This is a genomic window from Saccharopolyspora sp. NFXS83 (genome assembly GCF_026241095.1).
Lineage (GTDB): Bacteria > Actinomycetota > Actinomycetes > Mycobacteriales > Pseudonocardiaceae > Saccharopolyspora_C.
The window spans coordinates 1-25,564 of the sequence record NZ_JAPFGB010000038.1 but is presented as its reverse complement, the minus strand read 5'-3'; the positions used below and the strand labels follow the sequence as shown (position 1 = coordinate 25,564).

The 25,564-nt window shown below is 70.5% G+C and carries 30 protein-coding genes, 1 pseudogene and 1 riboswitch; of the genes and pseudogenes, 21 read left to right on the top strand and 10 right to left on the bottom strand.

Features of this window, described 5'->3' with window-relative positions:
- Positions 1-849, bottom strand: a complete 849-nt coding sequence (locus OOZ19_RS27735; RefSeq protein WP_266093112.1) for a helix-turn-helix domain-containing protein — start codon at positions 847-849, stop codon at positions 1-3.
- Between the two features lie 248 nt (positions 850-1,097).
- Here OOZ19_RS27735 and OOZ19_RS27730 point away from each other — a divergent pair, with 248 nt between their 5' ends.
- The 6 genes from OOZ19_RS27730 to OOZ19_RS27705 all read left to right on the top strand — a co-directional run bounded on the left by OOZ19_RS27730 (position 1,098) and on the right by OOZ19_RS27705 (position 4,186).
- Positions 1,098-1,334 (top strand): hypothetical protein, encoded by a 237-nt coding sequence (locus tag OOZ19_RS27730; protein ID WP_266093111.1) that lies wholly within the window; start codon positions 1,098-1,100, stop codon positions 1,332-1,334.
- A gap of 254 nt (positions 1,335-1,588) precedes the next feature.
- Positions 1,589-1,966 (top strand): hypothetical protein, encoded by a 378-nt coding sequence (locus OOZ19_RS27725; protein WP_266093110.1) that lies wholly within the window; start codon positions 1,589-1,591, stop codon positions 1,964-1,966.
- Positions 1,967-2,103: 137 nt separating this feature from the next.
- Positions 2,104-2,400, top strand: a complete 297-nt coding sequence (locus OOZ19_RS27720; protein WP_266093109.1) for a Rossmann-fold NAD(P)-binding domain-containing protein — start codon at positions 2,104-2,106, stop codon at positions 2,398-2,400.
- 14 nt (positions 2,401-2,414) lie between these two features.
- On the top strand, positions 2,415-2,882 hold the full coding sequence (locus OOZ19_RS27715; RefSeq protein WP_266093108.1) for a WXG100 family type VII secretion target: 468 nt from the start codon (positions 2,415-2,417) through the stop codon (positions 2,880-2,882).
- 57 nt (positions 2,883-2,939) lie between these two features.
- Entirely contained in the window at positions 2,940-3,554 is a 615-nt protein-coding gene (locus OOZ19_RS27710; protein ID WP_266093107.1) for a hypothetical protein, read from the top strand.
- Between the two features lie 203 nt (positions 3,555-3,757).
- Positions 3,758-4,186 carry a hypothetical protein gene (locus tag OOZ19_RS27705; protein ID WP_266093106.1) on the top strand — a complete coding sequence of 143 codons (429 nt, stop codon included), beginning with the start codon at positions 3,758-3,760 and terminating at the stop codon, positions 4,184-4,186.
- Positions 4,187-4,345: 159 nt separating this feature from the next.
- Here OOZ19_RS27705 and OOZ19_RS27700 read toward each other — a convergent pair whose 3' ends face one another.
- Entirely contained in the window at positions 4,346-6,604 is a 2,259-nt protein-coding gene (locus tag OOZ19_RS27700) for a helicase-associated domain-containing protein (RefSeq protein ID WP_266093105.1), read from the bottom strand.
- A 196-nt stretch (positions 6,605-6,800) separates the two neighbouring features.
- On the opposite strand from OOZ19_RS27700, the gene OOZ19_RS27695 reads away from it, so the two are divergent.
- From OOZ19_RS27695 to OOZ19_RS27680, 4 genes are all read left to right on the top strand, one after another.
- The gene (locus OOZ19_RS27695; RefSeq protein WP_184483282.1) at positions 6,801-6,989 is read left to right on the top strand and encodes a hypothetical protein; all 189 of its coding nucleotides are present in this window, start codon (positions 6,801-6,803) and stop codon (positions 6,987-6,989) included.
- A 277-nt stretch (positions 6,990-7,266) separates the two neighbouring features.
- Positions 7,267-8,721, top strand: a complete 1,455-nt coding sequence (locus tag OOZ19_RS27690) for an NAD-dependent malic enzyme (RefSeq protein ID WP_266093104.1) — start codon at positions 7,267-7,269, stop codon at positions 8,719-8,721.
- Positions 8,722-8,787: 66 nt separating this feature from the next.
- Positions 8,788-9,267, top strand: a complete 480-nt coding sequence (moaC, locus tag OOZ19_RS27685) for a cyclic pyranopterin monophosphate synthase MoaC (protein ID WP_266093103.1) — start codon at positions 8,788-8,790, stop codon at positions 9,265-9,267.
- Positions 9,268-9,361: 94 nt separating this feature from the next.
- The gene (locus OOZ19_RS27680; RefSeq protein WP_266093102.1) at positions 9,362-10,318 is read left to right on the top strand and encodes a molybdenum cofactor biosynthesis protein MoaE; all 957 of its coding nucleotides are present in this window, start codon (positions 9,362-9,364) and stop codon (positions 10,316-10,318) included.
- 571 nt (positions 10,319-10,889) lie between these two features.
- Here OOZ19_RS27680 and OOZ19_RS27675 read toward each other — a convergent pair.
- The 3 genes from OOZ19_RS27675 to moaA all read right to left on the bottom strand — a co-directional run bounded on the left by OOZ19_RS27675 (position 10,890) and on the right by moaA (position 13,637).
- Positions 10,890-11,516: a LysM peptidoglycan-binding domain-containing protein gene (locus OOZ19_RS27675; RefSeq protein WP_266093101.1), complete on the bottom strand. Its 627-nt coding sequence runs from the start codon at positions 11,514-11,516 to the stop codon at positions 10,890-10,892.
- A riboswitch (cyclic di-AMP (ydaO/yuaA leader) is annotated at positions 11,516-11,659 on the bottom strand. (Overlaps the previous gene by 1 nt.)
- Before the next feature lie 616 nt (positions 11,660-12,275).
- The gene (locus tag OOZ19_RS27670) at positions 12,276-12,572 is read right to left on the bottom strand and encodes a MoaD/ThiS family protein (protein ID WP_266093100.1); all 297 of its coding nucleotides are present in this window, start codon (positions 12,570-12,572) and stop codon (positions 12,276-12,278) included.
- A 6-nt stretch (positions 12,573-12,578) separates the two neighbouring features.
- Positions 12,579-13,637 (bottom strand): GTP 3',8-cyclase MoaA, encoded by a 1,059-nt coding sequence (gene moaA, locus OOZ19_RS27665; RefSeq protein ID WP_266093099.1) that lies wholly within the window; start codon positions 13,635-13,637, stop codon positions 12,579-12,581.
- Between the two features lie 171 nt (positions 13,638-13,808).
- Between moaA and OOZ19_RS27660 the strand changes: the two genes are divergently transcribed.
- The 6 genes and pseudogenes from OOZ19_RS27660 (at position 13,809) to OOZ19_RS27640 (ending at position 17,679) form a co-directional block, all read left to right on the top strand.
- The gene (locus OOZ19_RS27660) at positions 13,809-14,207 is read left to right on the top strand and encodes a TOBE domain-containing protein (protein ID WP_266093138.1); all 399 of its coding nucleotides are present in this window, start codon (positions 13,809-13,811) and stop codon (positions 14,205-14,207) included.
- A gap of 1 nt (position 14,208) precedes the next feature.
- Positions 14,209-14,973, top strand: coding sequence for a molybdate ABC transporter substrate-binding protein (gene modA / locus OOZ19_RS27655; protein WP_416309512.1), 765 nt, complete (start codon positions 14,209-14,211; stop codon positions 14,971-14,973).
- 11 nt (positions 14,974-14,984) lie between these two features.
- Positions 14,985-15,779 carry an ABC transporter permease gene (locus OOZ19_RS27650; protein ID WP_266093098.1) on the top strand — a complete coding sequence of 265 codons (795 nt, stop codon included), beginning with the start codon at positions 14,985-14,987 and terminating at the stop codon, positions 15,777-15,779.
- A gap of 56 nt (positions 15,780-15,835) precedes the next feature.
- Positions 15,836-16,210: pseudogene (locus tag OOZ19_RS30225) on the top strand (ATP-binding cassette domain-containing protein); the annotation flags it as partial.
- 69 nt (positions 16,211-16,279) lie between these two features.
- Positions 16,280-16,888 carry a TOBE domain-containing protein gene (locus OOZ19_RS30220; protein WP_416309514.1) on the top strand — a complete coding sequence of 203 codons (609 nt, stop codon included), beginning with the start codon at positions 16,280-16,282 and terminating at the stop codon, positions 16,886-16,888.
- A gap of 26 nt (positions 16,889-16,914) precedes the next feature.
- Positions 16,915-17,679: an HAD-IIA family hydrolase gene (locus OOZ19_RS27640; protein WP_266093136.1), complete on the top strand. Its 765-nt coding sequence runs from the start codon at positions 16,915-16,917 to the stop codon at positions 17,677-17,679.
- Between the two features lie 46 nt (positions 17,680-17,725).
- On the opposite strand, the gene OOZ19_RS27635 is transcribed toward OOZ19_RS27640, so the two are convergent.
- From OOZ19_RS27635 to OOZ19_RS27625, 3 genes are read right to left on the bottom strand one after another with little or no spacing between them, the layout of a single operon-like run.
- Positions 17,726-18,121: a YccF domain-containing protein gene (locus OOZ19_RS27635; RefSeq protein WP_266093096.1), complete on the bottom strand. Its 396-nt coding sequence runs from the start codon at positions 18,119-18,121 to the stop codon at positions 17,726-17,728.
- Between the two features lie 59 nt (positions 18,122-18,180).
- Positions 18,181-18,957: a PhzF family phenazine biosynthesis protein gene (locus OOZ19_RS27630; protein WP_266093095.1), complete on the bottom strand. Its 777-nt coding sequence runs from the start codon at positions 18,955-18,957 to the stop codon at positions 18,181-18,183.
- Positions 18,958-18,973: 16 nt separating this feature from the next.
- The gene (locus OOZ19_RS27625) at positions 18,974-19,810 is read right to left on the bottom strand and encodes an EamA family transporter (RefSeq protein WP_266093094.1); all 837 of its coding nucleotides are present in this window, start codon (positions 19,808-19,810) and stop codon (positions 18,974-18,976) included.
- Between the two features lie 116 nt (positions 19,811-19,926).
- Between OOZ19_RS27625 and OOZ19_RS27620 the strand changes: the two genes are divergently transcribed.
- The 3 genes from OOZ19_RS27620 (at position 19,927) to OOZ19_RS27610 (ending at position 22,501) form a co-directional block, all read left to right on the top strand.
- Positions 19,927-20,505 carry a helix-turn-helix domain-containing protein gene (locus tag OOZ19_RS27620; protein WP_266093093.1) on the top strand — a complete coding sequence of 193 codons (579 nt, stop codon included), beginning with the start codon at positions 19,927-19,929 and terminating at the stop codon, positions 20,503-20,505.
- Between the two features lie 22 nt (positions 20,506-20,527).
- Positions 20,528-20,743, top strand: a complete 216-nt coding sequence (locus tag OOZ19_RS27615; RefSeq protein ID WP_266093092.1) for a hypothetical protein — start codon at positions 20,528-20,530, stop codon at positions 20,741-20,743.
- A 117-nt stretch (positions 20,744-20,860) separates the two neighbouring features.
- A complete protein-coding gene (locus tag OOZ19_RS27610; protein ID WP_266093091.1) occupies positions 20,861-22,501 on the top strand; it encodes an AMP-binding protein in 1,641 nt (546 codons plus the stop codon).
- Positions 22,502-22,703: 202 nt separating this feature from the next.
- On the opposite strand, the gene OOZ19_RS27605 is transcribed toward OOZ19_RS27610, so the two are convergent.
- Positions 22,704-23,666, bottom strand: coding sequence for a R2-like ligand-binding oxidase (locus tag OOZ19_RS27605; RefSeq protein ID WP_266093090.1), 963 nt, complete (start codon positions 23,664-23,666; stop codon positions 22,704-22,706).
- 116 nt (positions 23,667-23,782) lie between these two features.
- Between OOZ19_RS27605 and OOZ19_RS27600 the strand changes: the two genes are divergently transcribed.
- The gene (locus OOZ19_RS27600; RefSeq protein ID WP_266093089.1) at positions 23,783-24,394 is read left to right on the top strand and encodes an HAD family hydrolase; all 612 of its coding nucleotides are present in this window, start codon (positions 23,783-23,785) and stop codon (positions 24,392-24,394) included.
- On the opposite strand, the gene OOZ19_RS27595 is transcribed toward OOZ19_RS27600, so the two are convergent.
- Positions 24,395-24,601 (bottom strand): hypothetical protein, encoded by a 207-nt coding sequence (locus OOZ19_RS27595; protein WP_266093088.1) that lies wholly within the window; start codon positions 24,599-24,601, stop codon positions 24,395-24,397.
- Positions 24,602-24,990: 389 nt separating this feature from the next.
- On the opposite strand from OOZ19_RS27595, the gene OOZ19_RS27590 reads away from it, so the two are divergent.
- Positions 24,991-25,383, top strand: a complete 393-nt coding sequence (locus tag OOZ19_RS27590; RefSeq protein WP_184483249.1) for a cold-shock protein — start codon at positions 24,991-24,993, stop codon at positions 25,381-25,383.
- Positions 25,384-25,564 lie beyond the last annotated feature (181 nt).

Sequence of the window (25,564 nt, the reverse complement as noted above, 5' to 3'; positions counted from 1 at the left end):
TCACTCCGTCGCTTGCTTTAACTCCTTGACCCGCTGATCCAGCATGCGGGCCGTCTGCCGGTCCGAAGCCGCCACCATGCGCAGGTTGTCGAACGCTTGCGCGTGCGCTTCGGTGTGCACAGGCTTGTCCATGTATTCGGCTCCGGTCAAGCCTTCGGAGTACACGAACGTCGCCGGTGGCTCGGCAAGCGTGATCAGCCGAAACGAACTTCCCAGAGCGATGTGCTCCCCAGCCGAGAACGGCAAGATCTGCACGGTGACGTTCGGCTTCGCCGCGGACTTCCGAAGATGCTGTAGCTGCTCCCGTAGCACCTTCGTTCCGCCGACCACGCGGCGCAGCACAGCTTCGCCGAGCACGACCCACACCGTAGGGCCGTCCGATGCCAGCAGGCGCGCGGACCTGGTTTTCCTTTCTGCCACAGCCGGTTCCGGATCGACCGTCTCGTCGAGCGGATTTGAAAGCACTGCTCGCGCGTAGTCCTCGGTTTGCAAGACCGTGGGGACCAGTTCGGTGTCGTAGACCTTCAGCTCCGCCGCCGCACCTTCCAACGCCACGTAGGTGGCTGCCCAGTCCGGCACCCGCGCCGGCTGATCACGTCGCCGGGCTTCCTTGGCCAGTGCGCGAAGCCGGGCGGTGTCCTCGCTTTCGGTGACGCCGAACATGCCGAGCAGTACGTCGACCTCCGCCGCCGAGACGGTGAGATCGCCGCGTTCGACCTTCGTCAGCTTGCTCGGATACCAGTCGAGCCGTTCGGCGATCTCCTTCGGTTTCACCCCGGATTCGCGCCGCAGGTTCCGGAGGATCAGGCCGACCTGCACGCGGCGGACGGCGGGCCAGGAGTTGTTCATGCCCGCGGATCTTGCCACGAAACGTTCCCGGATCATGATCGCTCGATCGAGCGATTGCCGAATGAAATTTCAAACAGATACGTTTCGTTCATGGTCGAAACCTGGTCGAGATGGCGGGCTCGGCAGCGCTCTCGCCGCTACTGGCGAGAGCTGCACCGGCGCCGGAGCCGCATCCACCTCGGGTGATCCCGAGCCGTTGATCCGAGTTCGATCAAGCCGAGAAAGCATTGCGGACAAAGGAGTTTCGCGTGACCGTGCGAGATTTCGGCTGGATGGCCGCTGCCTACGAGCCGCACTGGCACCGCATCATCGGCATCACCGGCAGCGGTTCGGCGATCGGCGAGTGCGGCCACTTCGTGCGCGGCCCGGTACACCGCAGGCTCGATGCCCCGCGCGACCTCCGCGAGCTCTGCGCGACTTGCCTGAACCTCGGCTCGCACCCCGCCGAGCAGACCGCGGGCTCCGCCCCGACCTGGCCGACCTGACCCCAGACCCGGTCCGATGTCGCCTCCCCTTCCCCGACCGGCATCGGACCGTTCGCCCGGCCCTCGCGTTCCCCGGCGCGAGGGCCGGGCTCCCCGCCTACGCCGCAGAAGGAGCCCGCATGGCCGCCCCTGACGATCCTGCCCCCGTCGGCCCGCCCATTCCTTCCCGCGTGGAAACCGACGTCCTCACCAGCGGTATCGGCCCTGATATCGACCCCGAAGTCTCTTGACGGGCTGGCGTTCCCGTATCGCGAATGCGCGCCGCGAAGCTGATCCACACCACGGTGGAACTGTTTCGCTGGGCTGATCAGGTGAGGCGTGGGGAGGCGCCGCAAACCGCCTGGTACGGCCGATATCGTGCGCGAGACGCGCCGATAGGGGAGGGAGACGCGTTCGTGGTTTATGGCGACCGGCACGTGATGCGGGAACACGAGCAGGCGGCACCGGCAGTGTTCGGAGCCGAGCACATCGAGTCCGACGAAGCCGAGGAACACGTACCGGAAACGGTCTACCTGCCGTCCCAGCGAACCACCCGGCAGGACGAGGAAGTGACGCTGGAACTTCGGGACACGGCGCAAGGCGACCGTGCGTTGCTCGCGTTCACTTCGCTGCGCGAACTCGTGGACGGCTGAGGCGACGGACAAGCCTGGGTCGCGGTGCGCGGACATCAGATCGATGATCTCCGCGTTCGTTCGGGAGCGGACGTGATCCTCTGGGATGCGGCGCTGCCGGTGGATGAGCGTCGCACCCGCTACCAAGAGGGGACGCGATGAGCGGGCTGCACGCCGATCCGGCGCTACTGGCCGGGCTCGCCTCGAAGCTGCGCGGTGCGAGTGCGGATCTTGAAGGCGGAGCTTCCGAACCGCCGGAAACGCGGGCCGGCGCGGTGACCGGCGCAGTCGACGGCGCGATCGCCGTGCTGGCTGAGGCGTTGGGCAACGCCGTCGTGGACGTGGGCGCTCTGGGCGATGCCGTGGCGGAGAGCCGCGCCGTCTACGTCGAGACCGATTACGAGCAGGCGGTCGCGTTCAAAGCGCAGCAGCTGCAAGCCGAGCAGCCACGTTAGCGAAGGGGGAGGCCGTGGGACTCAACACCGAAGTAAAAGGGGACCCCGACAGCCTGACCGCGACCTGCGGCTGGCTGCGCGGACAGGCCGAGCACGCCGACACTACGGGCGACGAGATTCACGGGGTGCGCGGCGATTCCGAGGCCGGTTGGCACGAGCAGGCGGGGGGCTCGTTCCGAGCGGTGCTCGACCAGGCGGGGAAGATCGTCGACAACTTGGCCGGATCGTTGACCGACACCTGCGGCGCGCTGGAAACGCACGCCGACGACTTGCGCACCGTCCGAACTCAGATGCAGCGCGCCCGTGACGTCGCCACCGAAGGCGGACTGGCGATCAAGGGCTACGAGATCCAGGAACCCGGTCCAGCGCCCGCGACGCCTGAGGTGCTGCCCGCCGACCGTCCTGCCACGCCACAGCAGAAGCAGGACCGAGCAGCAGCGGCCCAGGCGGCTGCGGCCTTCGAGAAGAAGGCGCAGGCCTAAGCGCAAGCGAGCCAGATCGTCAAGGAGGCCAAGAAGAAGGAGACCGATTCCCAGCACGTGCTGGTGCGTTTCCTGTCCGGCACCTTCGACCCGGCGAAGCTGGCACTGACCCTCACCGACATGACCAGCGGTGCCACCGCCGCAGTGGCGGTGCGGACCAGCAAGTTCAAGGAGTTCGCCGAAGTGGCGATGGACAAGGCCGCACGGGCGTCGAAGCTCGCCGCGAGCACCGACCTCAGCTTCGCCAACCGGTCCAAGGCCATCGCCATCCAGGTCACCAACGAGGTAAACGCCAAAGCCGCACTGGACGACGCAGCGGCAACCCGCGCGGCCAGGGTGGTCGACCGCTTCCCGGACCGGGTGAAGGCGGGGATCAGGGCGATCGACACAAAGATCGTGCCTAAGCCGGTGAAGACGGGAAGCCCCATTCTCAAAGGTGCCACCAAGGTTGGTTCGAAGCTGCCGATCGTCGGAGGCCTGATCACGGGGTTCGGTGTCTGGTACGACGTTGAGTCCGGGAAAGATCCAGGCCAGGCCATTGCCGGTGGTGGCGCCTCGTTCGGGTCCGGCGCGATCGTCGGCGCTGCGGTCGGTGGCCCGGTCGGGGTTGTGGTCGGTGGCCTCGTCGGGGTGGGGGTTGGGTTCGCGGTTGACGAGTTCTGGCCGGACTGACCAGTCTTAGTGTCCAATTCCAGGAAGGCCGATCAGAGTTGCCTGAAGTGTCTCCTAAGCCGAACCCGCAGACGGGTGACCCGCGTCCATCGAGGGCGCCGGTTGCCGGTGATTACGGCGGCGACCGCCGGAGCCCGTCGAAGGCGAAGTACCCGGCCTCGCCCGAAACGCGCGGTCCGGTGCTCGAATGGCACCAGGGATCGGTGACGAACTCGGTCATCGGGGGTTTCTTCGTCTCCATCCTCATCTTCGCGTTCGGCTGTCTGCGGGACTGGGGATTCAGCTGGATGTGGACGATGCCCGCGCTGTGGATTTTCGTCGCCGCACCACCGGTGCTCTGGTACTTCCTGGGCCGTCGGATCGGAATCTCCGCCGGTGCCGACTGGTTCGCGGTGAAGGGCGGGCACGTCGACGTGTACGAGCTGACGAAGGTGCAGGTCGTCGGGACCAGCGGAGGCCTGTCATGGGATCTGGAGCTCGCGGACCGGAAGGGCACCGAGCTCTCCATCAACCTGCGGGAGATCCAGGCGAACCGGGACTTGTGGGACCTGGTCTACAACGGAATCGCCCACTCGGTGAACCGAGGCGCGAAGACCAACCCGAAGGCCCTCGACAAGCTCAAACTGCGGTGATCGTCCTGGCGAAGCGGCGGTCGTCCGGCGCGGACGCCCGCCTCGACGACGAGTGAATTTCAACCGGAGCCACGTCCCGGCACGCATCTGGGGTGAAGGCCTTCTTCGCCGATCCCATCCGTCGAACGGCCCGCTCCCCCGACGGAGTCGAGCCGGTCATCAGTCCTCCACGACCGCTACGGATGTGATGCGGTGCAAGGGGAATCTTCCCGGTTCGCCGCTGCCCCTGTCGACTCCTTGCAGGACTCCGCCGCCGACGCTGACGGGTTGCACGACGACCTGGCTGGAGACTCCGTTGGAGTTGACGAAGCCGAGCCACACGCTGCGCTGCTGCGCGGCGGCGTCTCGCAGCAGGCGCAAGGTCGCCTCGGCGCTGGGCCTGCCGCGTTCGGGGCTCATGGCGCTGCCCCTGCGGACCGAGCCCGCGCGGTCACCGGAGCGCACCTGCGCGATGAGTTCCGCGAGCTGCTCCTCGCCGGGCGGGGTGGGCAGCACCGGCTGCTGGGCGGCCTTGCCGCGACCGCGCACCCGGTGGCCGTCGGAGCGCAGGTCCAGGATCTGGCCGTCGGGGCCTTCGGCGGCGGGGGCGAAACCGGCGGCGCGCAAGCCGTCCAGCACCTCCACCAGCGGTAGCGGGCTCACCAGCACGGTGGGTGCGATGCGGCGCAGTTCCAGCTCGCCGATGCCGGGGCTGGCCAGCACTTCTGCCAGCAGCACCGAATCGTCGCAGCGCAAGAAGGCCGATGCGGTTCCCGCCCGGAGCCTGCCGTGCCTGCGCGCCACGTCGTCGATCAGGTACGTCAAGCCTTGCGGGATGGGGGTGCGGGACCGGTCGCGGAACAGCGCGTGCAGCTCGTCGGCGCCGCGGCCCGCGTCCAGCGCGCGGCGCACGCTGCTCTCGCCGACCCGGTAGACGGTGGCGCTGCCCGCGGATTCCACATCGGCCACGAGGTTCATGTCCGCGGCCAGCTCCGGTTCCAGCCTGCCGGGCGCGACGACCGTCAGGTCCGCCTGCACCAGCACGTGGTCCAGCGGTTCCGGCAGCGCCGAGGTGAGCACCTGCGCCGCCGTGCTCGCGTCGTCGAACAGCACCGCGCGCCCGGCGCTCGACAGCGCGCCCAGCGCGACGACGCCCAGCGCCGTCGCCTCCCGCAGCGTCCAGCGCACCAGGTCGTCGCGCAGCCGCCCGCCGCGGCGCGGGGCGCGCCAGGCCAGCACGGCCGCCGCCTCGTCGGCGTCGCGCACCCCGTGACCGCCGGGGAGTTCGTCGAGCAGGCCCAGGATCCGGTGCCGGTCGCGCGGCGCCAGCGGGCGGCGCAACTCCTCGGACAACGGGCCCAGCAGCCGGTCCTTCTCGTCGCGCGCCCCGATCAGGCCCGGTAGCCGGGGCAGGTCCACCCAGCTCTTCGCCAGCGGCGCCCACCGCTGCTCCGGACCCGAAGCGAGCCACGTGTCGGCGGCGTAGGTGAGCGTCCACTGCGGTTCGCCGCCGTCGGTGGCGGCGATGAGGTTCGCGGCCACCGCCAGCTCGACCAGCAGCGACACCCGGGCCTCGTCGACGTCGAGTTCCTTGGCGGCGCGGCGGATGTCGCGCACCCCGATGCCGCCGGAGCGCAGCACGTCCGGCGGGTCCTCGCTCCACAGGTGCAGCAGCGACTCCAGGTGCCGCAGCAGCTCCAGCACCTCGCCGGCGGCGGTGGAGTCCACCGTGGCCTGATCGTGGGCGACGAGGTCGAGCAGCGGTTCCTCCGGTTCCACCGGGCCCATCGGGTCGTCGCCGCGGACCGCGAGCGCGAGCTGGCGGGGCAGCTCCACGGTCTCGGCGTCGCGGCGCAGCAGCAGGCCCTTCGCGAGCAGCCGCTGCACGGGCGTCGTCGCCTCGTCCGCGGTGATCCCGCGCCCGGCGTCCTTGGTGCGCCCGATCGGCCTGGGGCCGGCGAGCTTGCTGACGAGGTCCCGCTCCTGCTCGTCGAGTTCGGCGAGCGCGGCGCCGGCGGCATCGGGGGTGAGGTCGTCGGCGGGGCGGCCGAGCCCGGCGGGGAACGCGGGCAGCGCCTCCCGCGCGGTGGGCACCACGGCGAGCTCGGCGTCCTCGCCCCAGACCAGCGCGCGGCGCCGCAGCTCTTCCACGGCCCGCCGGGTCCGCTGCGGGGTCACGCCAGAGCCGAGCATCTCGGCCACCGCGTCCAGCGCGACCGGCGCCGAATCCGCGTCCAGCAGCACCAGGGCTTCCAAGGTGGACAGCGCGAACGAGTCCAGGTCCTCGCAGGCGCGCGCCACCGACGAGCGCACCCCCGCGCGGGTGGCCAGCACGGACGTGTCCGCTGGCGGGGGCGTGGCCAGGTCGGGCCGCATGCGCAGCAAGGCCGTGAGGTCCTCGTCGCCGCGTGCCCGCAGGGAGTCCGCGAGTGAAGCCATCCCCGCCACGATACCGAGTCCCCCCTGCGCATCCCTCGGATCGTGAGTGATCAGGCACGGCGGGCGTCCGGTGCGCCGAGCAGGCGGTCCGGCGTCGGGTGATTCGCGTCGTATCAGGTAGGGCGGGGTTCGATCGCGCCGCCGGATCGGGCAAACTGGGGGTCGTACGCCCACGACGACTTTCCGGAGGATCACCGTGGCCGGTGGCAACGCGAAGAAGGACCGCATCGACCCGACGTGGCCGCACGTGGGCGACGGGGAGCACCCGGTCAGCGAGCTTGTCGCCGACAAGCAGGGCGCGCTGTCGCCGTTCGGTGACGTCACGTTCCCCTTCGACGAGGGCACGTTCCCGTACGAGCACCCCGTCACCAAGATCAACAAGTGACTTCGTGCGAGTAGCGGTCCGCCGCTGCGCGCACCGCTCCCGGCCCCGGATCCCGCTCGGCGGATCCGGGGCCGTTGTGCGTCCGGGCCCCGTTGTCAAGACCGACCCGTCGGTAACCGTGCCGGACGTCGATCACACTTGAGAAAGTTCTAGGCTTTTTCTCTGCCGGGTGAAGTTCAATGGCTTTGGTGGGCGCCGGATCTTGCCTCAGCCCTGAGTGGTGTGCTTCGGGCCCGGCGGTCAAGTTTGAAACTTCGCGCGCGACAGGGGTGTGGCCATGCCGGTTCCAGGTCCGGGTTACTCGATCACGGTCCGAGTGGAGGCGCCGCCGTCGGCCAGCGCGGCGGGCGACCTCGCCAGCGCCATCGGCCGCGCGGGCGGCGTCATCACCGCGTTCGACGTCGTCGAATCGCACGCCGACCGCATCGTCGTGGACATCACCTGCAACGCGCTGTCCGCCGACCACGCCAGCGACATCACCGACCGGCTCGGCGAACTGCCCGGCGTGAAGGTCCGCAAGATCTCCGACCGGACCTTCCTCGTCCACCTCGGCGGGAAGATCGAGGTGAGTTCGCGGGTCGCGCTCGCCAACCGCGACGACCTCTCCCGCGCCTACACGCCCGGCGTGGCGCGGGTGTGCACCGCGATCGCCGAGAACCCCGAGGACGCCCGGCGGCTGACGATCAAGCGGAACTCGGTCGCCGTGGTCACCGACGGCTCCGCCGTGCTCGGGCTCGGCAACATCGGCCCGGAGGCCGCGCTGCCCGTGATGGAGGGCAAGGCGGCGCTGTTCAAGAAGTTCGCCGGCGTCAACGCCTGGCCGGTGTGCCTCGACACCCAGGACACCGAGGAGATCATCCGCGCGGTCGAGCTCATCGCGCCGGTCTACGGCGGCATCAACCTGGAGGACATCGCCGCGCCGCGCTGCTTCGAGATCGAGGCGCGGCTGCGGGACAAGCTGAACATCCCCGTGTTCCACGACGATCAGCACGGCACCGCCATCGTGGTGCTGGGCGCGCTGCGCAACGCGCTGCGGGTCGTCGGCAAGAGCATCGAGGACTGCCGCATCGTCGTCTGCGGCGTGGGTGCCGCGGGCTCGGCGATCATCCGGCTGCTCCAGCACAAGAAGCCCGCCGACATCATCGCCGTGGACATCGACGGCATCGTCCACGACGGACGCGGCGACGAGGACGAGAACCTCCGCTCCATCGCGGCGGGCACCAACGTGGACGGGCGCACCGGCACCCTGTCCGACGCGGTCAACGGGGCCGACGTGTTCATCGGGGTGTCGGCGCCGAACCTGCTCAGCGGCGACGACGTGGCCACCATGAACGACGACGCGATCGTGTTCGCGCTGGCCAACCCGGACCCGGAGATCGACCCGCTGGAAGCGCAGCAGCACGCCAAGGTCGTCGCCACCGGCCGCAGCGACTACCCGAACCAGATCAACAACGTGCTCGCGTTCCCCGGCTTCTTCCGCGGACTGCTCGACGCGCACGCCCACGAGATCACCGACGACATGATGATCGCGGCCTCGAACGCGATCGCCGACGTCGTCGACGGCGAGGAGCGGGTCAACCCGTCGTTCATCGTGCCGAGCGTCTTCGACACCACGGTCGCCCCGGCCGTCGCCGAAGCCGTCCGCAAGGCCGCCATCGCGGGCCGCACCGAGCAGCCTTCGCACGGGGGTTCCTCGATGCCGTGGTCCATGGCGGAGGACTTGGACTACTGACCCCGGACTCGCCACGTCGTGAGCCCTGTGCGGGCGGGGTCCGGGTGGGCTCCTAAGGTCTGAGGTATGGCGCAGGACGAGCTCACGCACGTGGACGAGTCGGGGGCGGGTCGCATGGTCGACGTCTCCGCGAAGGAGGCGACCGCCCGGACCGCCGTGGCCACCGGGGTCGTGCGCACCACCGCCGAAGTCCTCGCGCTGGTGCGGCGGGACGGGTTGCCCAAGGGCGATGCGCTGGCGACCGCGCGGATCGCGGGGATCATGGCGGCGAAGCGGACGCCGGACCTCGTCCCGCTGTGCCATCCGATCGCGCTGTCCGGCGTGGAGGTGCGGCTGGACCTCGGCGACGCGGAGGTCCGGATCGCGGCGACGGTGCGCACCACCGACCGGACCGGCGTTGAGATGGAGGCGTTGACCGCCGTCACCGGGGCCGGTCTCGCGCTGCACGACATGATCAAAGCGGTCGACCCGGCCGCGGTGCTCGACGCCGTCCGCGTCGAGCGCAAAGAAGGCGGCAAAACGGGCACCTGGGTTCGCGAGGACTGATCGGCCCGCCGTCGGCGGAGGCTCGTAGGCTGGAGTCGGCGCGGCGACGTGACGTCCCCGTCGCGCCTGCCCGCGACCGCAAGGAGCCCCGCCCATGCCAGCCCGCACCGCTCGTGTCGTGGCCGCGTCGAACCGCGCCGCGGCAGGCGTGTACACCGACCGCACCGGCCCCGTCATCGTCGAGTGGCTGCGCGAGCGCGGATTCGAGGTCGGCGACCCGGTGGTCGTGCCGGACGGGGAGCCCGTGGGCCGGGCGCTGCGGGACGCCGTGGCCGCCGAGATCACCGTGGTGATCACGACCGGCGGTACCGGGATCAACCCGACCGACCGCACGCCCGAAGTCACCGCCGAGGTGCTGGACCACCAGATCCCCGGTTTGGCCGACGCGGTGCGCGCGGCGGGTCTGCCGCAGGTCCCGACGGCCGTGCTGTCCCGAGGGGTGGCCGGGGTGAGCGGGCGGACGCTGATCGTCAACCTGCCGGGATCGCGCGGCGGGGTTGCCGACGGGCTCGGCGTGCTCGACGGCGTGCTCGACCACGCGGTGGACCAGCTCCACGGCGGTGACCACGTGCCGGGCGGCGGAGTCGTCCCGGCCGCCGAGACCGCTCCGGACCCGGCCCGCGGGCACGCGGCCGTGCTGCTCGCCGAGGTCGCCGACCGCCCGCTGCTCGTCGAGGACGTGGCGCGGCTGGTGGAGGACCGGGCCGCGGGCGCGGTCGTCACCTTCGGCGGCGTGGTGCGCGATCACGACGGAGGCCGGGGCGTCACCGAGCTCGAATACGTCGGGCACCCCAGCGCCGACGAGGTGATCCGGGAGGTCGCCGCAGAACTGGCCGGTCGCCACGACGGGGTCCGGGCTTTGGCCGTGGCCCACCGGGTGGGCCTGCTGGGGATCGGCGATGTGGCGCTGGCCTGCGCGGTCGCCGCCGAACACCGCAAGGAGGCGTTCGCGGTGTGCGCCGACCTCGTCGACGAGGTGAAGCGCCGCCTGCCGATCTGGAAGCGCCAGGTCTTCGCCGACGCCTCCGAAGAATGGGTCAACTGCCCCTGAGACGGTCTCTGCGTCGTGTGCGGCGCCCCGAGGCCGGGATGACCACGCGTCGCTTTCGAGCTAGCTGACGGCCGTCCTTGAGCGTCCCAGGCACATCCAGATCTCAACAAGGCAACGATCGCCGATCACTATCCCCTCAAACCCGCCAACGCCGAAGGCCGAGCGAATCCAATCCCGCCGACCGGCCGAAGGCCGTGCCTTTGCGGCGAAGCCGTGCAGTGGGCGAGCGAAGCGATGCCTGCCTTGCGGCCGAAGGCCGTGCCTGGATGCGCGAAGCGCATAGCCCACGTCGAAAACTCGGTCACTCGCGGGTTCTCAGCGTCCTTCTCGCGAGGACAGCTTTTTCCCTCGTGGCGGAGCCACTTGGGAAAAAGATCCCGCAGCGAGAAGGACGCTGAGGTTCCGCTGAACGACCACCCAAGCAAAACGAGCCCCGACCCCCCAGAAAGTGAAACGGGACCCTGCCGCTGGGGGAGGCGGCAGGGTCCCGGGTCTGGGAGTCGAGCCGGCCCGCACGGGGGAACGGGCCGGACTACGGACTCCACGCCAGGTCATCGACCTGGCCGGATGATCACTTGATGTCGAGCTGCTGACCCGGGAAGATCATGTTCGGGTCGTTGAGCACGTTGCTGTTGCGCTCGAAGATGTCCTGGTAGTTCACGCCGTACTGGCTGGCGATCTTGCCCAGGGTGTCACCGGCCTGCACCGTGTAGTCGGCACCGCCGGACTTCACGGTCGACTTCTTGGTGGACTTCTTGGAGCTCGTCTCGCTCTTCTTCGAGGAGGACGAGCTCTTCTCCGAGCTGCTCGACTTGCTGCTGGTGCTGCCGCTGGTCCAGCTGGTCTTCGAGGTGCAGCCGGGCCAGGCGCCGGAGCCCTGCGAGGCGAGGACCTTCTCGGCGACGGCGATCTGCTCTTCGCGGCTGGCGTCCTTGGCGTTCGACGCGTACTGCGTGCCGCCGTACGCGGCCCAGGTGGACGGGGTGAACTGGAGGCCGCCGGAGAAGCCGTTGCCGGTGTTGGCGCTCCAGTTCCCGCTGCTCTCGCACTGCGCGAGCTTGTCCCAGTCAGCGGCGTTGGCGGGTGCAGCGATCGCGATCGGGGCGGCGACCACGGCACCGGCGATGGCCAGCCGGGCGGCGTTGCGGGCGATGCCGGCGGTGGAAGGTTTGCGGTGCTTGCCTTCGTAGCGAGTCATTTCCCTCTCCTGCCGCGCTTGCGAGGTGAGCTGTCGGGTTCGGGCTGAGAGGCAGCCCGGCCGGCTCGGGAGCCGGCTTCACCCCTAGGGCGTTCGGGGCGCCCAGTGGTGGTTCCCCCGCCCCTGTCCGGTGTGTTCTTTCGGGGGTGAGAAGCCCGCCGGACAGGGTTCGGCGCTGCGGGCTTCCGTGGTCCTTGCTGATCGGTTCGGGGCCGACCGGAGAGCGACACTACGTAACCGATCGCCGAAGCGGAAATCTGAGCATATGTGACGGTCGTCACAGTAACGATGACTCGGGGGTGTCCGATCTCGATCGTTTTTGCTGATCAGGGCGTCGTTATCAAGTCGTTTCCGGGCTGAGATCGATCACCGTCAGTGAGGCGTGGCTCACCTCTTCAGTGCCCCGGAAACCTCGTCGTTGAGTGCTCGTCACTTCCGAAGCGCTCTGAATCGAGTCGGGATCAGGCGTGGATCGGCGGGATCTCGCGATCACGCACTGATCAACTGATGTGACGCTGAGTCAATGTTGACCTCGGTCGAGTGATCGAGTCGATGAGATCGGGAAGGGGGCGGCGGGACCGGTTCGAAGATCAAGAGACGGTCGCCGGACGGGTCCCTGAACCTCGGCGCGGAGTCACTCGAACGCACACCGAGAAGTCACCCGGGGGAGTGTGTCAGACACGCCGGGGAGTGTTGTATTCGCGCACGCGCGCCTGCGCGGGCGGATCAATAAGGAGAGAACTCGATCGCCGCAGCCGTTCAGCCACCCGCGAACGGCGGCAGCACGTCCAGCTCATCGCCGTCATCGACCGAGGTCGAGCGGTCGCGCACCGCGACCCCGTTGAGCAGGAAGCTGCAGGCGGGAACGACGTTCGCCAGCCGCTCGTCGTGCGCGGCGAGCACCGCGTCGATCACGTCGGAGGCCCGCACTGGGCCCGGCGAACCGGCGGAGACGCACAAGGTCTCCTCGGTCACGCCCGCCGCGGCCCTGGCGCCGGCGAAGTAGCGCACCCGCACCGCCAGCGCGGTCGGGGCGCCGTCGAACTGCACCGTCATGGCTGGTCAGCCTCCGATCGCGCTCATCGGGCGGGAAGGCTGGGCGAACCCGTCGTCGTCCATCCCGTGCCCGGCCTTCTTGGCCCACATCGTCTCCTGCCACAGCCGGGCCAGTTCGTCGTCCCCGGCGCCGTCGCGCAGCGGGCCGCGCAGATCGGTCTCGGTGGTGGAGAACAGGCAGGACCGCAGCTGCCCGTCGGCGGTGAGCCGGGTGCGGTCGCAGGCCGCGCAGAACGGCCGCGTCACCGAGCCGATCACGCCGACGGTGCCCGGACCGCCGTCCACCAGCCAGCGCTCGGCGGGGGCGGAGCCGCGCTCGGCGACGTGCGGGGTGAGGGTGAACTCCTCGCCCAGCCGCTCCAGGATCTCGTCCGCGGTGATCATCTGTTCGCGGTCCCAGCCGTGCTGCGGATCCAGCGGCATCTGCTCGATGAACCGCAGCTGGTAGCCCTCGGCCAGGCAGAACCGCAGCAGGTCGCCCGCTTCGTCGTCGTTCACGCCGCGCAGCAGCACCGCGTTCACCTTGACCGGTTCCAGCCCGGTCGCCTTCGCCGCGGCGAGCCCGTCGAGCACGTCGTCGAAGCGGTCCCGGCGGGTCAGCTCGTGGAAGGTGTCGGCGCGCAGGGTGTCCAGCGAGACGTTGACCCGGTCCAGTCCGGCCTCGACCAGCGCGTCGGCGTAGCGGCGCAGGTTGATCCCGTTGGTGGTCAAGGAGGTCTTCGGGTTCCCGGTCAGCGCGCTGGTGGCGCCGATGACGTCCACCAGGTCCTGGCGCAGCAGCGGCTCGCCGCCGGTGAACCGCACGTTGGTGACCCCGAGGGTCTCCACGGCGATCCGGATGAGCCGGTTCATCTCCTCGGTGTCGAGCATCTCCTGGCGCTTCAGCCACGGCAGCCCCTCGGCGGGCATGCAGTAGGTGCAGCGCAGGTTGCACTTGTCGATCAAGGAAACGCGGAGGTCGGTGGCCACGCGGCCGAATCGGTCGATCAAGGCCGGGGTGTCCGGACGGGTCGACGTGTCGGTCGCGGGGCGCACGGCCGGGATGCCCAGGTCCACTGCGGTCACCGTTCGAGCCTAACCCTGCCCGGAAGGGTATTTCGATCGTCGCGGGAGCTTTATCGCGCTGCCGCAGCGGATTCTCACCTGCAGAAATCCACACCGGATCGTCATAAGGACCGCAGTTGCGTGTTCGATGACACTGTCTCCGCCGCGATTGCGGCAGTAATCTGCTCGACTGTGCCGCACTACCGGATTTCCGAAGCCGCCGGACTGCTCGGCGTCAGCGACGACACCGTGCGCCGCTGGGCCGACGGCGGTCAGCTGCCCACCGAGCGCGACGGCTCCGGCCGCCTCGTCGTGGACGGCGCCGACCTGGCCGAGTTCGCCCGCGACCAGGCGCGTGCCGTGCCGGACCCCTCCGGGGTGGGCAGGTCGGCCCGCAACCGCTGGGTCGGGCTGGTCACCGAGGTCGTCTCGGACCGGGTGATGTCCCAGGTCGAGTTGCAGTGCGGCCCGCACCGGGTGGTGTCGCTGATGAGCACCGAGGCCGTGCGGGAGCTGGGGCTCGAACCGGGAGTGCTGGCGGTGGCGGTGGTCAAATCGACCGCCGTCGTGGTGGAGACGCCGGGAGGTTGACGTGGTCAAACCCAGAGTTGTCGCGGCATTCGCCGGGTTCACGCTGTTACTGGCCGGGTGTTCGACGGGCGGTGCGGAGCAGGCGCAGGGCGAGCGGACGGTCACGGTGCTCGCCGCGGCCTCGCTCACGGAGTCCTTCGACGAGCTCGCGGGCCGGTTCGAGGCGGAGAACCCGGGGGTGCGGGTGCAGCTGGACTACGCGGGTTCGTCCACGCTGGTCGAGCAGCTCACCCAGGGGCGCCGGGCCGACGTGTTCGCCTCGGCGGACGGCAAGAACATGGCCAAGGCGACCGCGGCGGGCGTGACCGGTGGCGAGCCGCAGGTGTTCGCCACGAACGAGCTGACGATCGCGGTGCCCAAGGGCAATCCCGAGCACATCGCCTCGCTGGCCGACCTCAACGCGCCGGGCAGGCTCGTCGTGCAGTGCGCGCCGCAGGTCCCGTGCGGTTCGGCGGCGCGGACCGTGGAGCAGGCGGCCGGGCTGCGGATCAACGCGGCCAGCGAGGAGAACGACGTCAAGTCGGTGCTGCGCAAGGTCACCGCGGGCGAGGCCGACGCCGGGCTGGTCTACGTCACGGACGCGAAGGCCGCCGCCGGCCAGGTGCAGGCCGTGGACTTCCCGGAGGCGCAGCGCGCGATCAACGACTACCCGATCGCCTCGCTCAAGGACGCTCCGGAGCCGGAGCTGGGGGCGCGGTTCCTGGACTACGTGCGCGGTCCGGTCGGCGAGGAAGTGCTGACGGCGCACGGTTTCGGCACCGAATGAGGCGGAACGGGATGCGGCGCGCGCCCTCGGCGGGTTTTCCCGCCGTGCTGTGGGTGCCCGCCGCGTTCGCGCTGGCGCTGATCGTGCTGCCGGTGCTCGGCCTGCTCACCCGCGTCGACCCGGCGCGGCTGCCCGCGCTGCTGACGAGTTCGGCCGCGGTGGACGCGCTGGACCTGTCGGTGCGCACCTCGCTGGTGGCGACCGCGTTGTCGCTGGTGTTCGGCGGCCCGCTGGCGGTGGTGCTGGCGCGGGCGCGGCTGCGCGGGGTGCGGGTGCTGCGGGCGGTGGTGCTGCTCCCGCTGGTGCTGCCGCCGGTCGTGGGCGGGCTGGCCCTGCTGTACCTGCTCGGCCGGACGGGTCCGCTGGGCGGATTGCTCGACGACGCGGGCCTCCGGCTGCCCTACACGACGGCGGCGGTGGTGCTGGCGCAGACGTTCGTGGCGATGCCGTTCCTGGTGGTGGGGCTGGAGGGCGCGTTGCGCTCGGCCGACGCCCGCTACGAGCAGGTGGCGGCGACGCTGGGCGCGGGCCCGTGGCTGACGTTCCGGCGGGTCACGGTGCCGATGCTGTTGCCCGCGCTGGGGTCGAGCGTGGTGCTCACGTTCGCCCGCGCGCTGGGCGAGTTCGGCGCGACGATCACGTTCGCGGGCAGCCTGCAGGGCACCACCCGCACGTTGCCGCTGGCCATCTACACCACGGCGCAGTCCGATGTGGATGCCGCCGTGGCGATGTCGTTGCTGCTGGTGGTGCTGGCCCTGCTGGTGATCGGCCTGGCGGGGACGAAGGCAGTGGAGGGACGCGCGTGACCGGCCTGCACGCCCGCATCGAGTTCGCCCGCCCCGAGTTCACCCTCGGCGCCGAGCTGGCGGTGAAGCCGGGGGAGGTGCTGGCGGTGCTCGGCCCCAACGGCGCGGGCAAGTCGACCTTGCTGTCGGTGCTGTCGGGCCTGCTCGTCCCGGACCGCGGCCGGGTGGGTCTGGACGAGCACGTCTGGTGCGACACCGAGCGGTCCGAGCACGTGCCGACGCACCGGCGGCGCGTCGGACTGCTGGCGCAGAACGCCTTGCTGTTCCCCCGCATGTCGGTGCTGGAGAACGTGGCGTTCGGCCCCCGCGCCGCAGGTGCGGGCAAGGCCGCGGCGCGGGAGACGGCTCGCCGCTGGCTGGTCGAGGTGGACGCGGCCGAGTTCGCCGAGCGCCGACCGGCGCAGCTGTCCGGTGGTCAGGCGCAGCGCGTCGCGCTGGCCCGCGCGCTGGCGGCCTCGCCGAGCCTGCTGCTGCTGGACGAGCCGCTGGCCGCGCTGGACGTGGACGCCGCGCCCGCCGTGCGCGGCCTGCTGCACCGGGTGCTGCGGGAGCAGCGGCAGCCGACGGTGCTGGTCACCCACGACGTGCTCGACGCCGTGGTGCTGGCCGACCGGGTCGCGGTGCTGGTGGACGGGCGGATCATCGAGCAAGGGCCGACGCGCCGGGTGCTGACCCGGCCGGCGGCGGCGTTCACGGCCCGCATCGCCGGGCTCAACCTGCTCACCGGCGCCGCCTCCGACGGCGGGCTCGTCTTCGCGGGCATCCCCGTCACCGGCCGCACCGCGGAGGATCTGGAGCCGGGGAAGCTGGAACCGGGGGAGCAGGCGGCGGCGGTGTTCTCGCCGTCGGCGGTGGCCGTGCACCGGGACCGCCCGCACGCCAGCCCGCGCAACGCCGTGCCGGTGCGGATCAACGCGCTGGAGCCGCGCGGTGACGTGGTGCGGTTGCGCGCCGAGACGCGCACGCCGGATCCGGTGGTGCTGGCGGCCGACGTGACCCCCGCCGCCGTCGCCGACCTGGGGATGTCCGCAGGTGATGACGTGTTTTTCGTGGTTAAGGCCGCCGAAGTAGCCATCCACCCGGTGTCCGGAGGATCATCTGGGGCGTGACTGAGGAAACGCCCTGGACGTACTTGATGGACATGGACGGCGTGCTCGTGCACGAGGAGCACATGGTGCCGGGAGCCGACCGGTTCCTCGCCGAGCTGCGCGAGCAGGGGCGGCCGTTCATGGTGTTCACGAACAACTCGATCTTCACCCCGCGAGATCTGCGGGCCCGCCTGCACCGCACCGGCCTGGACATCCCCGAGTCGGCGATCTGGACGTCCGCGCTGGCGACGGCCCAGTTCCTGGAGAAGCAGCGTCCGGGTGGCAGCGCGCACGTCGTCGGCGAATCCGGTTTGACGACCGCGCTGCACAACATCGGTTACGTGCTCACCGACCGCGACCCGGACTACGTGATCCTGGGCGAGACCCGCACCTACAGCTTCGAGGCGATCACGAAGGCGATCCGGCTCGTGGAGGGCGGTGCGCGGTTCATCGCCACGAACCCGGACGAGAAGGGTCCGAGCAGGGAGGGCACGTTGCCCGCGACCGGTGCGGTCGCCGCGCTGATCGAACGGGTGACGGGCAGGGCGCCGTACTACGTGGGCAAGCCGAACCCGCTGATGATGCGGTCGGCGCTGCGGGCGCTGGGGTCGCATTCGGAGAACACGCTGATGATCGGCGACCGGATGGACACCGACGTGCGCTCCGGCCTGGAGTCGGGCCTGCAGACGATCCTGGTGCTCACCGGGATCTCCGACGAGAACACCGCGGAGCTCTTCCCGTACCGCCCCACGAAGGTGATCAACTCGGTCGGGGACCTCGTCGGCAACACCGCCGACCCCTTCGGCGCCTGAGTCCCGACGTGAACGGCCCGTCCGGCCGGACGGGCCGTTCACCTGGTCAGCCTCGGGTGGGCAGGCGGTCGTCGGAGTCGACGATCTGCTTGCCCAGCGGGAACAGCGACACCGGGATCAGCTTGAAGTTGGCGATGCCCAGCGGGATGCCGATGATCGTGACGCACTGCGCGATGCCGGTGACGATGTGCCCGAGCGCGAGCCACCAGCCGGCCAGCAGCAGCCACAGCACGTTCCCGATCGAGGAGAACGCGCCCGCGTCGGGCTCGTCGACGAGTCGGCGCCCGAACGGCCACAGCGCGAAGTTCGCCATCCGGAACGAGGCGATGGCGAACGGGATCCCGATGATCGTGATGCCCAGCACGACGCCCGCCACGGCGTAGCCCAGGGCCAGCCACAGCCCGCCGAAGATCAACCAGATCACGTTCAGCAGCAATTGCATGCCCCCGAGCTTGCCATGATCATCCGGCTGGCGGCTCAGGTGCTCCCCTGGGCTTTCCCTCAGACCCTGAGGTCGCCTTCGAGGACGGTGACGGCCCTGCCGCGCAGGCCGACGCGGTCGCCGTTCGGGGTGGCGCGGACGAAGCCGCCGCGCGCCGAGGCCTGCTCGCCGACGAGTTCCGCGCCCGCCCGCCCCAGCTCGGCCGCCCAGTACGGGGCCAGCTTGCAGTGCGCGGAGCCGGTGACCGGGTCCTCCGGGATGCCGGAGGCGGGGGCGAAGAACCGGCTGACGAAGTCGACCCCGTCCCGGTCGCCTTCGGCGGTGACGATCACGCCCCGGCGCGCCCAGGCGCCGATGCGCTCCAGGTCCGGTTCCAGCGCGCGCACTTCGGCTGCCGAGCCGACCCGCACGAGCAGGTCGTCGGAGGTCGACAGCACCGCCCGCACGGTCGTGCCGGGCAACGCCGCCGCCAGGTCGGCGGGACCGTCCGCCGGGGTCGGCGCGCTCGCCGGGAAGTCCAGCCCGATCCAGCCGTCACCGGCGTCGGTGCAGATCAGCTCGCCGCTGCGGGTGCTGAACCGCTGGTCACCGCCGAGCACGTGCGCGGTCGCGAGCGTGGCGTGCCCGCACAGGTCGACTTCGGTGGTGGGGGTGAACCAGCGCAGCGGTTTCGGCTCGGTGCCGTCGAGCACCACGAACGCCGTCTCGGCGTGCTTCATCTCGGCCGCCACGGACCGCATCCACGTTTCGGAGGCGGGCGCGTCGAGCAGCACCACTCCGGCCGGGTTGCCGCTGAACGGGGTTTCGGTGAAGGAGTCCACGACGTAGATGCGCACTCCGGCAGCCTACGGCTCAGGGCAGGGCGAGCAGGCTCACGGCGACGGCGGCGACGCCCAGGCCGAGGAGCCTGCCGCGGTGGATCCGCTCGGCCAGCACGCCGCGGGCGAGCAGCACGGTGCTGACGGGGTAGAGCGCGACGATCACGGCGACGACGGCGAGGTCCCCGCTGCGCGCGGCGAGCAGGAACAGCAGGTTCGCCGCCGAGTCCAGCGCTCCGGCCGCCGCCGACATCGCGTGCGCGGGCCGTTCGGGGCCGAGGCCCCGGTGCAGCACCGCCGCCGCGGTCAGGGTGATCGCCGAGGAGACGGCGCGGCCCACGATCAGCGGCGCCACCCCGCTGTCGGCGGGCGTCTGGTGCAGGAAGATCAATTGCAGGGCGATGGCGGCCCCGGCTCCGCACGCGAGCAGCAGCGCGGTCCGCGACGGCCGCGTCCCGCCGCGCTGACCGGCGCTGACGAGCACGACCGCCACCAGCGCCAGCGGCAGGCCGATGAGCCCGGCGGTGGACAGGTGCTCGCCTTGCAGCAGCAGTCCCGCCGCCACCGGCAAGGCGGCGGACACCAGCGCGGTCACCGGTGAGAGCACGTTCATCGGCCCGATGGCGAGGGTGCGGTAGAGCAGCACGAACGCGGCGGCCGAGGCGATGCCGGAGGCGGCTCCCCAGGTGAGGGCGGTGGTGCTGAACGAGGCGCCGAGCAGCGGCCACAGCAGCAGTTCGACGACGAGGCTGGCCGGGGCCGCGATGATCACGGTGCGCAGCACGTGGGCCTTGCGCGCGCCGAGCCCGCCGAAGAAGTCGGCGCACCCGTAGGCGAGGGAGCTGCCCAGGGCCAGCAGCAGAGCGAGCACGGTCCTTCTCCTATCCTTCAGCAGAACGACCGCACGGTACATCTTAATGACCGAATGGTTCAACCGACCGACCGCACGGCGCAGTCGAGTGGTCCGGCGGTGAGGAGGGTGAGCAGATGTCCGACCCGGCCGTGGCCTTGAAGGCGGTCGCGCAGAACGTCCGGGCCGCCCGGCTCCGCGCAGGCCTGTCCCTCGACGAGCTCGGCCGTCGCGCCCAGGTCAGCAAGGGCGCTCTGGTCGCGCTGGAGAAGGCCCAGGGAAACCCGAACCTGGCCACGCTGGTCCGGTTGGCCGACGCCCTCGGCATCTCGGTGTCCGCGCTGATGCAGGGCGCACCCGAAGCGCGCGTGCGGGTCGTGGACGCCGACGAGGTCGCCCCGCTGTGGACGGGCGACGGCGGCGGCGAGGCCCGGCTGGTGCTGACGACCTCGGCTCCGACGCCGGTCGAGATCTGGCGCTGGCGGCTGGAGCCCGACGAGGAGTACCCGAGCCACCCGCACCAGGCCGGGGTGGTGGAGACGCTCAGCGTCACCTCGGGCCGGCTGGTCCTGGTCATCGACGGCACCGAGCACGTCGTCGAGGCCGGGCGGACCGCGACCTTCGACGGCGACGTCCCGCACGCCTACCGGGGCGCGGGCGAGCGGACCTGCGAGCTGATCATGACCGTGCAGCTGCCGCCGGGCCCCGCGGCCTGACACGATCGAGGAAGGTGGGGACATGCGCAAGATCGACCGGTGGATCGTGGACCACCCGATGGTCGCCGCGGTGTCCGTCGCGGTGGCGGTCGCGGCGCTGAACCTGGCCGTGTCGGTGCTGCTGCACCCGGACGGACTCCGGTTCGGGCTCGGCAACCTGTGGCTCGCGCCGCCGGTGGGGGTGCTGGCGTACTTCCTCGCCTTCCGGCCGATCAGCCGCAAGCACCGCGGCGAGTAGGCCGGACGACGCCGTACCCGGCGGGCGGAAGCGGAGGCTCCGGGACCCCTCGATTTTTTGCGGCTCGGGCGCAATCATGAGTGCCTTGCGTCATACCCAGCGTCGGGGAGGGCACTTGTGGACACCGTTCGACCAGCAGAATCCAGTTACGACTCCGGAATCTCGGAGGTGCCGCTGCTCGGCGACACCATCGGCGCCAACCTGGACCGCGTCGCCGCCCGCGTCCCGGATTCCGACGCGCTGGTGGAGCACGCCCGAGGACGCCGCTGGACCTACCGCGAGTTCGTCGCGGACGTGGACGCGCTCGCCGTCGGCCTGCTGGAGGCGGGCATCGGCAAGGGCGACCGGGTCGGGGTGTGGGCGCCGAACCGGGCGGAGTGGACGCTCACCCAGTACGCGACGGCGAAGATCGGCGCGGTCCTGGTCAACATCAACCCGTCGTACCGGCTGCACGAGCTGGAGTTCGTGCTCAACCAGGCCGGGGTGCGGATGCTGGTGTCGGCGCAGCGGTTCAAGACCTCCGAGTACACCGAGATGATCGAGCAGGTGCGCCCGAACTGCCCCGGCCTGGAGCAGGTCGTGCTGTTCGACGACGCCACCTGGGACGCGCTGTTCGAGCGCGGCCGGGCGGGGGATCCGGAGCGGCTGGCGGCGGCGCAGGCCGAGCTCGGCGCCGACGATCCGATCAACATCCAGTACACCTCGGGCACCACCGGGTTCCCGAAGGGCGCGACGCTGTCGCACCACAACATCCTCAACAACGGCTTCTTCGTCGGGGAGCTCTGCGGCTACTCCGAAGTGGACCGGGTCGCCATCGTGCCGCCCTTCTACCACTGCTTCGGCATGGTTATGGGCAACCTCGCCTGCACCAGCCACGGCGCGGCGATGATCATCCCGTCCGAGGGGTTCGACGCTCGCACGGCGCTGGAGGCGGTCTCCGCCGAGCGCTGCACCTCGCTGTACGGGGTGCCCACGATGTTCATCGCCGAGCTCGACCACCCGGACTTCGACACCTTCGACCTGAGTTCGCTGCGCACCGGCATCATGGCCGGCTCGCCGTGCCCGGCGGAAGTGATGAAGCAGGTCATCGACCGGATGGGCATGACCGAGGTGTCCATCTGCTACGGCATGACCGAGACCTCGCCGGTGTCCACGCAGACCCGCGCCGACGACTCGCTGGACCGCCGCGTGTCCACCGTCGGCCGGGTCGGGCCGCACCTGGAGGTCAAGGTCGTCGACCCCGTCACCGGGCTCACCGTGCCGCGCGGTGAATCGGGGGAGCTGTGCACCCGCGGTTACTCGGTGATGCTGGGCTACTGGGAACAGCCCGACAAGACCGCCGAAGTGATCGACAGCGCCCGCTGGATGCACACCGGCGACCTCGCGGTGATGGACTCCGCCGGGTACGTCAGCATCACCGGGCGGATCAAGGACATGGTGATCCGCGGCGGCGAGAACGTGTACCCGCGGGAGATCGAGGAGTTCCTCTACACCCACCCGGACATCGTGGACGCGCAGGTCATCGGGGTTCCCGACGCGCGCTACGGCGAGGAGCTGATGGTGTGGGCGCGGCTGCGCGCCGGGGCGCCGGAGCTCACCGCCGAAGCGCTGCGCGAGTTCTGCACCGGCAAGCTCGCGCACTACAAGATCCCCCGCTACGTCCACGTGGTCGACGACTTCCCGATGACCGTCACCGGCAAGATCCGCAAGGTCGAGATGCGCCAGCAGGCGAAGACCCTCCTCGGCCTGGACGACTGACCTGGGCACCGGCTGACCTGTCCACACCTCGTTCCGGTGTGGAGAACCCGTTCACCTTCGCGAGAAGGTGAACGGGCGCCTCGCCGCCGCATCGGCGTCGTCGGTGCGCAACAAGGGTTTCAGGGGCGTGGACAGCTTCGGGCCCCGCGATCTCTCGCGAGATTGCGGGGCCCCGAGCGGTGCATCCGGGTGGTGGGTGCGGTCAGGCCTTGGCGAGTTCCGCTTCGTCTTCGGCGCCGAACTGGTCCTCCAACCGCTCCGGGGAGGCGTCCACGTCGATCTGGGCCAGGGGAGTGCCGCGCGCCGAGGAGATCGCGCCGAGGCGGCGGCTCGCGCGGTCCGTGGCGTAGGTGAGCAGCTCGTCGGTGTTGAGCTCGAACGGCCGCACCTCGGGCGCGTCCGCGGGGACCCACTGGATGAGCTCCATCGCGTGCGGCAGCAGCTCCTGCATCATCTCGTCGACGTGGTCCCAGTTCTTCTCGTCCGCGGCCACGTGGCGCCGGCAGGTGAACGTGCCCCACGCCATGTGCCTGCGCTCGTCGTCGCCGATGCGCCCGATGAGCTTCTGCATGCCGGGGAACAGGCCCCGGCCGCGGCAGATCTTGTTCCACGCGAAGTACCCGGTCAGCGCCAGCGAACCCTCGACGACGTGGTTGTAGGTCACCGACGCCCGGATCTGGTTGCGCGGACCCGGATCGGTGTCCAGCGCGTGCAGCACGGTCGGCAGCACGTCGTAGAAGATCGTGCGGTATCCGGGGTTGTCGTCGACGTATTCGTTGAGGTTCTCGTGCAGGCCGACCGCGTCCATCCACAGCCGGAAGGCCTGGGTGTGCTTGGCCTCCTCGTACATGAACTGGGTCAGGTACATCTCGTCGCCGAACCGGCCTTCGGCGGCCATCGCGGACAGGAACGGGCGCAGGTCCTGGGTGACCGCTTCCTCTCCGGCGATGAACTCGGCGCAGAGCCCGGCGACGCTGCGCCGTTCGTCGAAGGTGAGCCCCGCCATGTCCTTCGCGTCCTGCGTGAAGTCGAGGTCGGCGGGGTTCCAGAACTTGGCGTTGCCCTTGGTGAACAGCCGCAGCGGCAGGGAGTCCCAGTTGAGGCCGCCGGGGCGCAGGGAGTGGAAGTCGTCGCGGTGCTTGCTGCTGTGCGTGGTGGTCGTCATTGGCCTGCTCCAGCTCGCCCGAGATGTGTGAGTCAAGTTACACAGCGATTTTCGGTACCACAGAGTTCCGCGTCAAGGGCGGACGGGCTCCCGCATTCCCCCGTTAGCCTGCACCAGTGACTCCTGCGACCGTCGGATTCGACCTCGACCTGACCCTCATCGACCCCCGGCCAGGCATGATCGCCGTATTCGATCGGCTGCGCGACGAGTTCGGGGTGCCGGTCGACGGCGAGCACTTCGCCGCCAACCTCGGCCCGCCGCTGCCCGACGTGCTGCGCACCTACGGTTTCGACGAACCGCTGGTGCACCGCCTCGTGACCCGGTTCCGGGAGCTGTACCCGGACGTCGTCATCCCGGTGACCCGGCCGATGCCCGGCGCGGACGAAGCGCTGGCGGCGGTGCGCGCCCACGGCGGTCGCGCGCTCGTCGTCACCGGGAAGTTCGAGCGCAACGCGGAACTGCACCTGAAAGCCCTCGACTGGCAGGTGGACCGGCTCGCGGGCGACGTGTTCGCCGCCGCCAAGGGCGACGTGCTGATCGACGAAGGCGCCGCGATCTACGTCGGCGACCACCTCGGCGACATCGTCGGCGCGAAGACCGCCGGTGCCGTGGCGGTGGGCGTCGCGACCGGTCCCTACCGGGCCGACGAGCTCGTCGAAGCGGGCGCCGACGTGGTGTTCGCCGACCTCACCGAGTTCCCGGCCTGGCTCGCCGCGCGCGCCGGCTGATCAGCGGCCGCGGGTGCGGGCCACGGCCCCCACGACGCCGACGATCAACCCGAGCGGGGCCAGCAGCGTCGCCAGGTTCAACCACAGCGGCAGGTCCGCGATGCCCGTCGCGTAGAGCCCGAACACCACGACCACCGCGAGCACGCCCGCGGCGAACAGGCCCACCGCGAGCGGCAGCACGAACGATCGGGACGGCGCGGCGCTCATGCCGATCAGCGTAAGCGCTGCGGGCACCCGCTCGGACCGGGTGTGGGCGGAACCTCGCCCGCGGACGCGGCCGACCGGGTGGTGCTCGACCGCCGCAGCGCAGGAGCTCCGACGAAATGCCTGCGCACGGCGCTGCGGGCCGGTGGGCGGGCGGCGCTGGGCGAAAGGGGCGGTGATGTCTTGTTCCGGGCGGGTACCCTTAAGCTGACGCGTCCTGGGAACGCTTGGCAGTGTGGTGTTCCGGGGCGTTTTTGTTGTGCTAGGGCCGGATCGCGGCCTCCGCACGACGCACGATGACGACCAGAGGGACCCGCTCGCTTCCGGCTCGCCCGCTTCGGGCTCCGAGGCGGAGCGCGCGGGCAGGGCATCGACAGGGAACGGTGAGGACAGTGCCGACCGGCAGGGTCAAGTGGTACGACGCGGACAAGGGCTTCGGCTTCGTGACCCAGGACGGTGGGGAGGACGTGTACGTGCGGTCCTCCGCGTTGCCGTCCGACGTCGAATCGCTCAAGACCGGTCAACGCGTCGACTTCGACATGGCGCAGGGCCGCCGCGGACCGCAGGCGCTGCGGATCCAGCTGCTGGACCCGCCACCGTCGGTCGTCGAGGCCCGGCGCCGCCCCGCGGACGAACTCCACGGGATGGTCGACGACATGATCAAACTGCTGGAGCTGAAGGTGCTGCCCGATCTGCGCCACGGGAAGTACCCCGACCGCAAGGTCTCCAAGCGCATCGGCGAAGTGGTTCGCGCGGTTGCTCGCGAGCTTGATCCGGGGGCTTGATCGGGGGCGACGGGGTGTCGCCTGGCGTGAGGTGGGGGTTTTAGGGCCTTCCCCGGTTTGGGCGTGTGGTTGCTGTGGTGCGGTGGAAGGTCTTTTTTACTGAGTGCTTCCACGGCTCGTGTTGCTTTGGTGGTCGGGTAGCGGAACCTCAGCGGCTTCCTCGCTGCGGGATCTTTTTCCC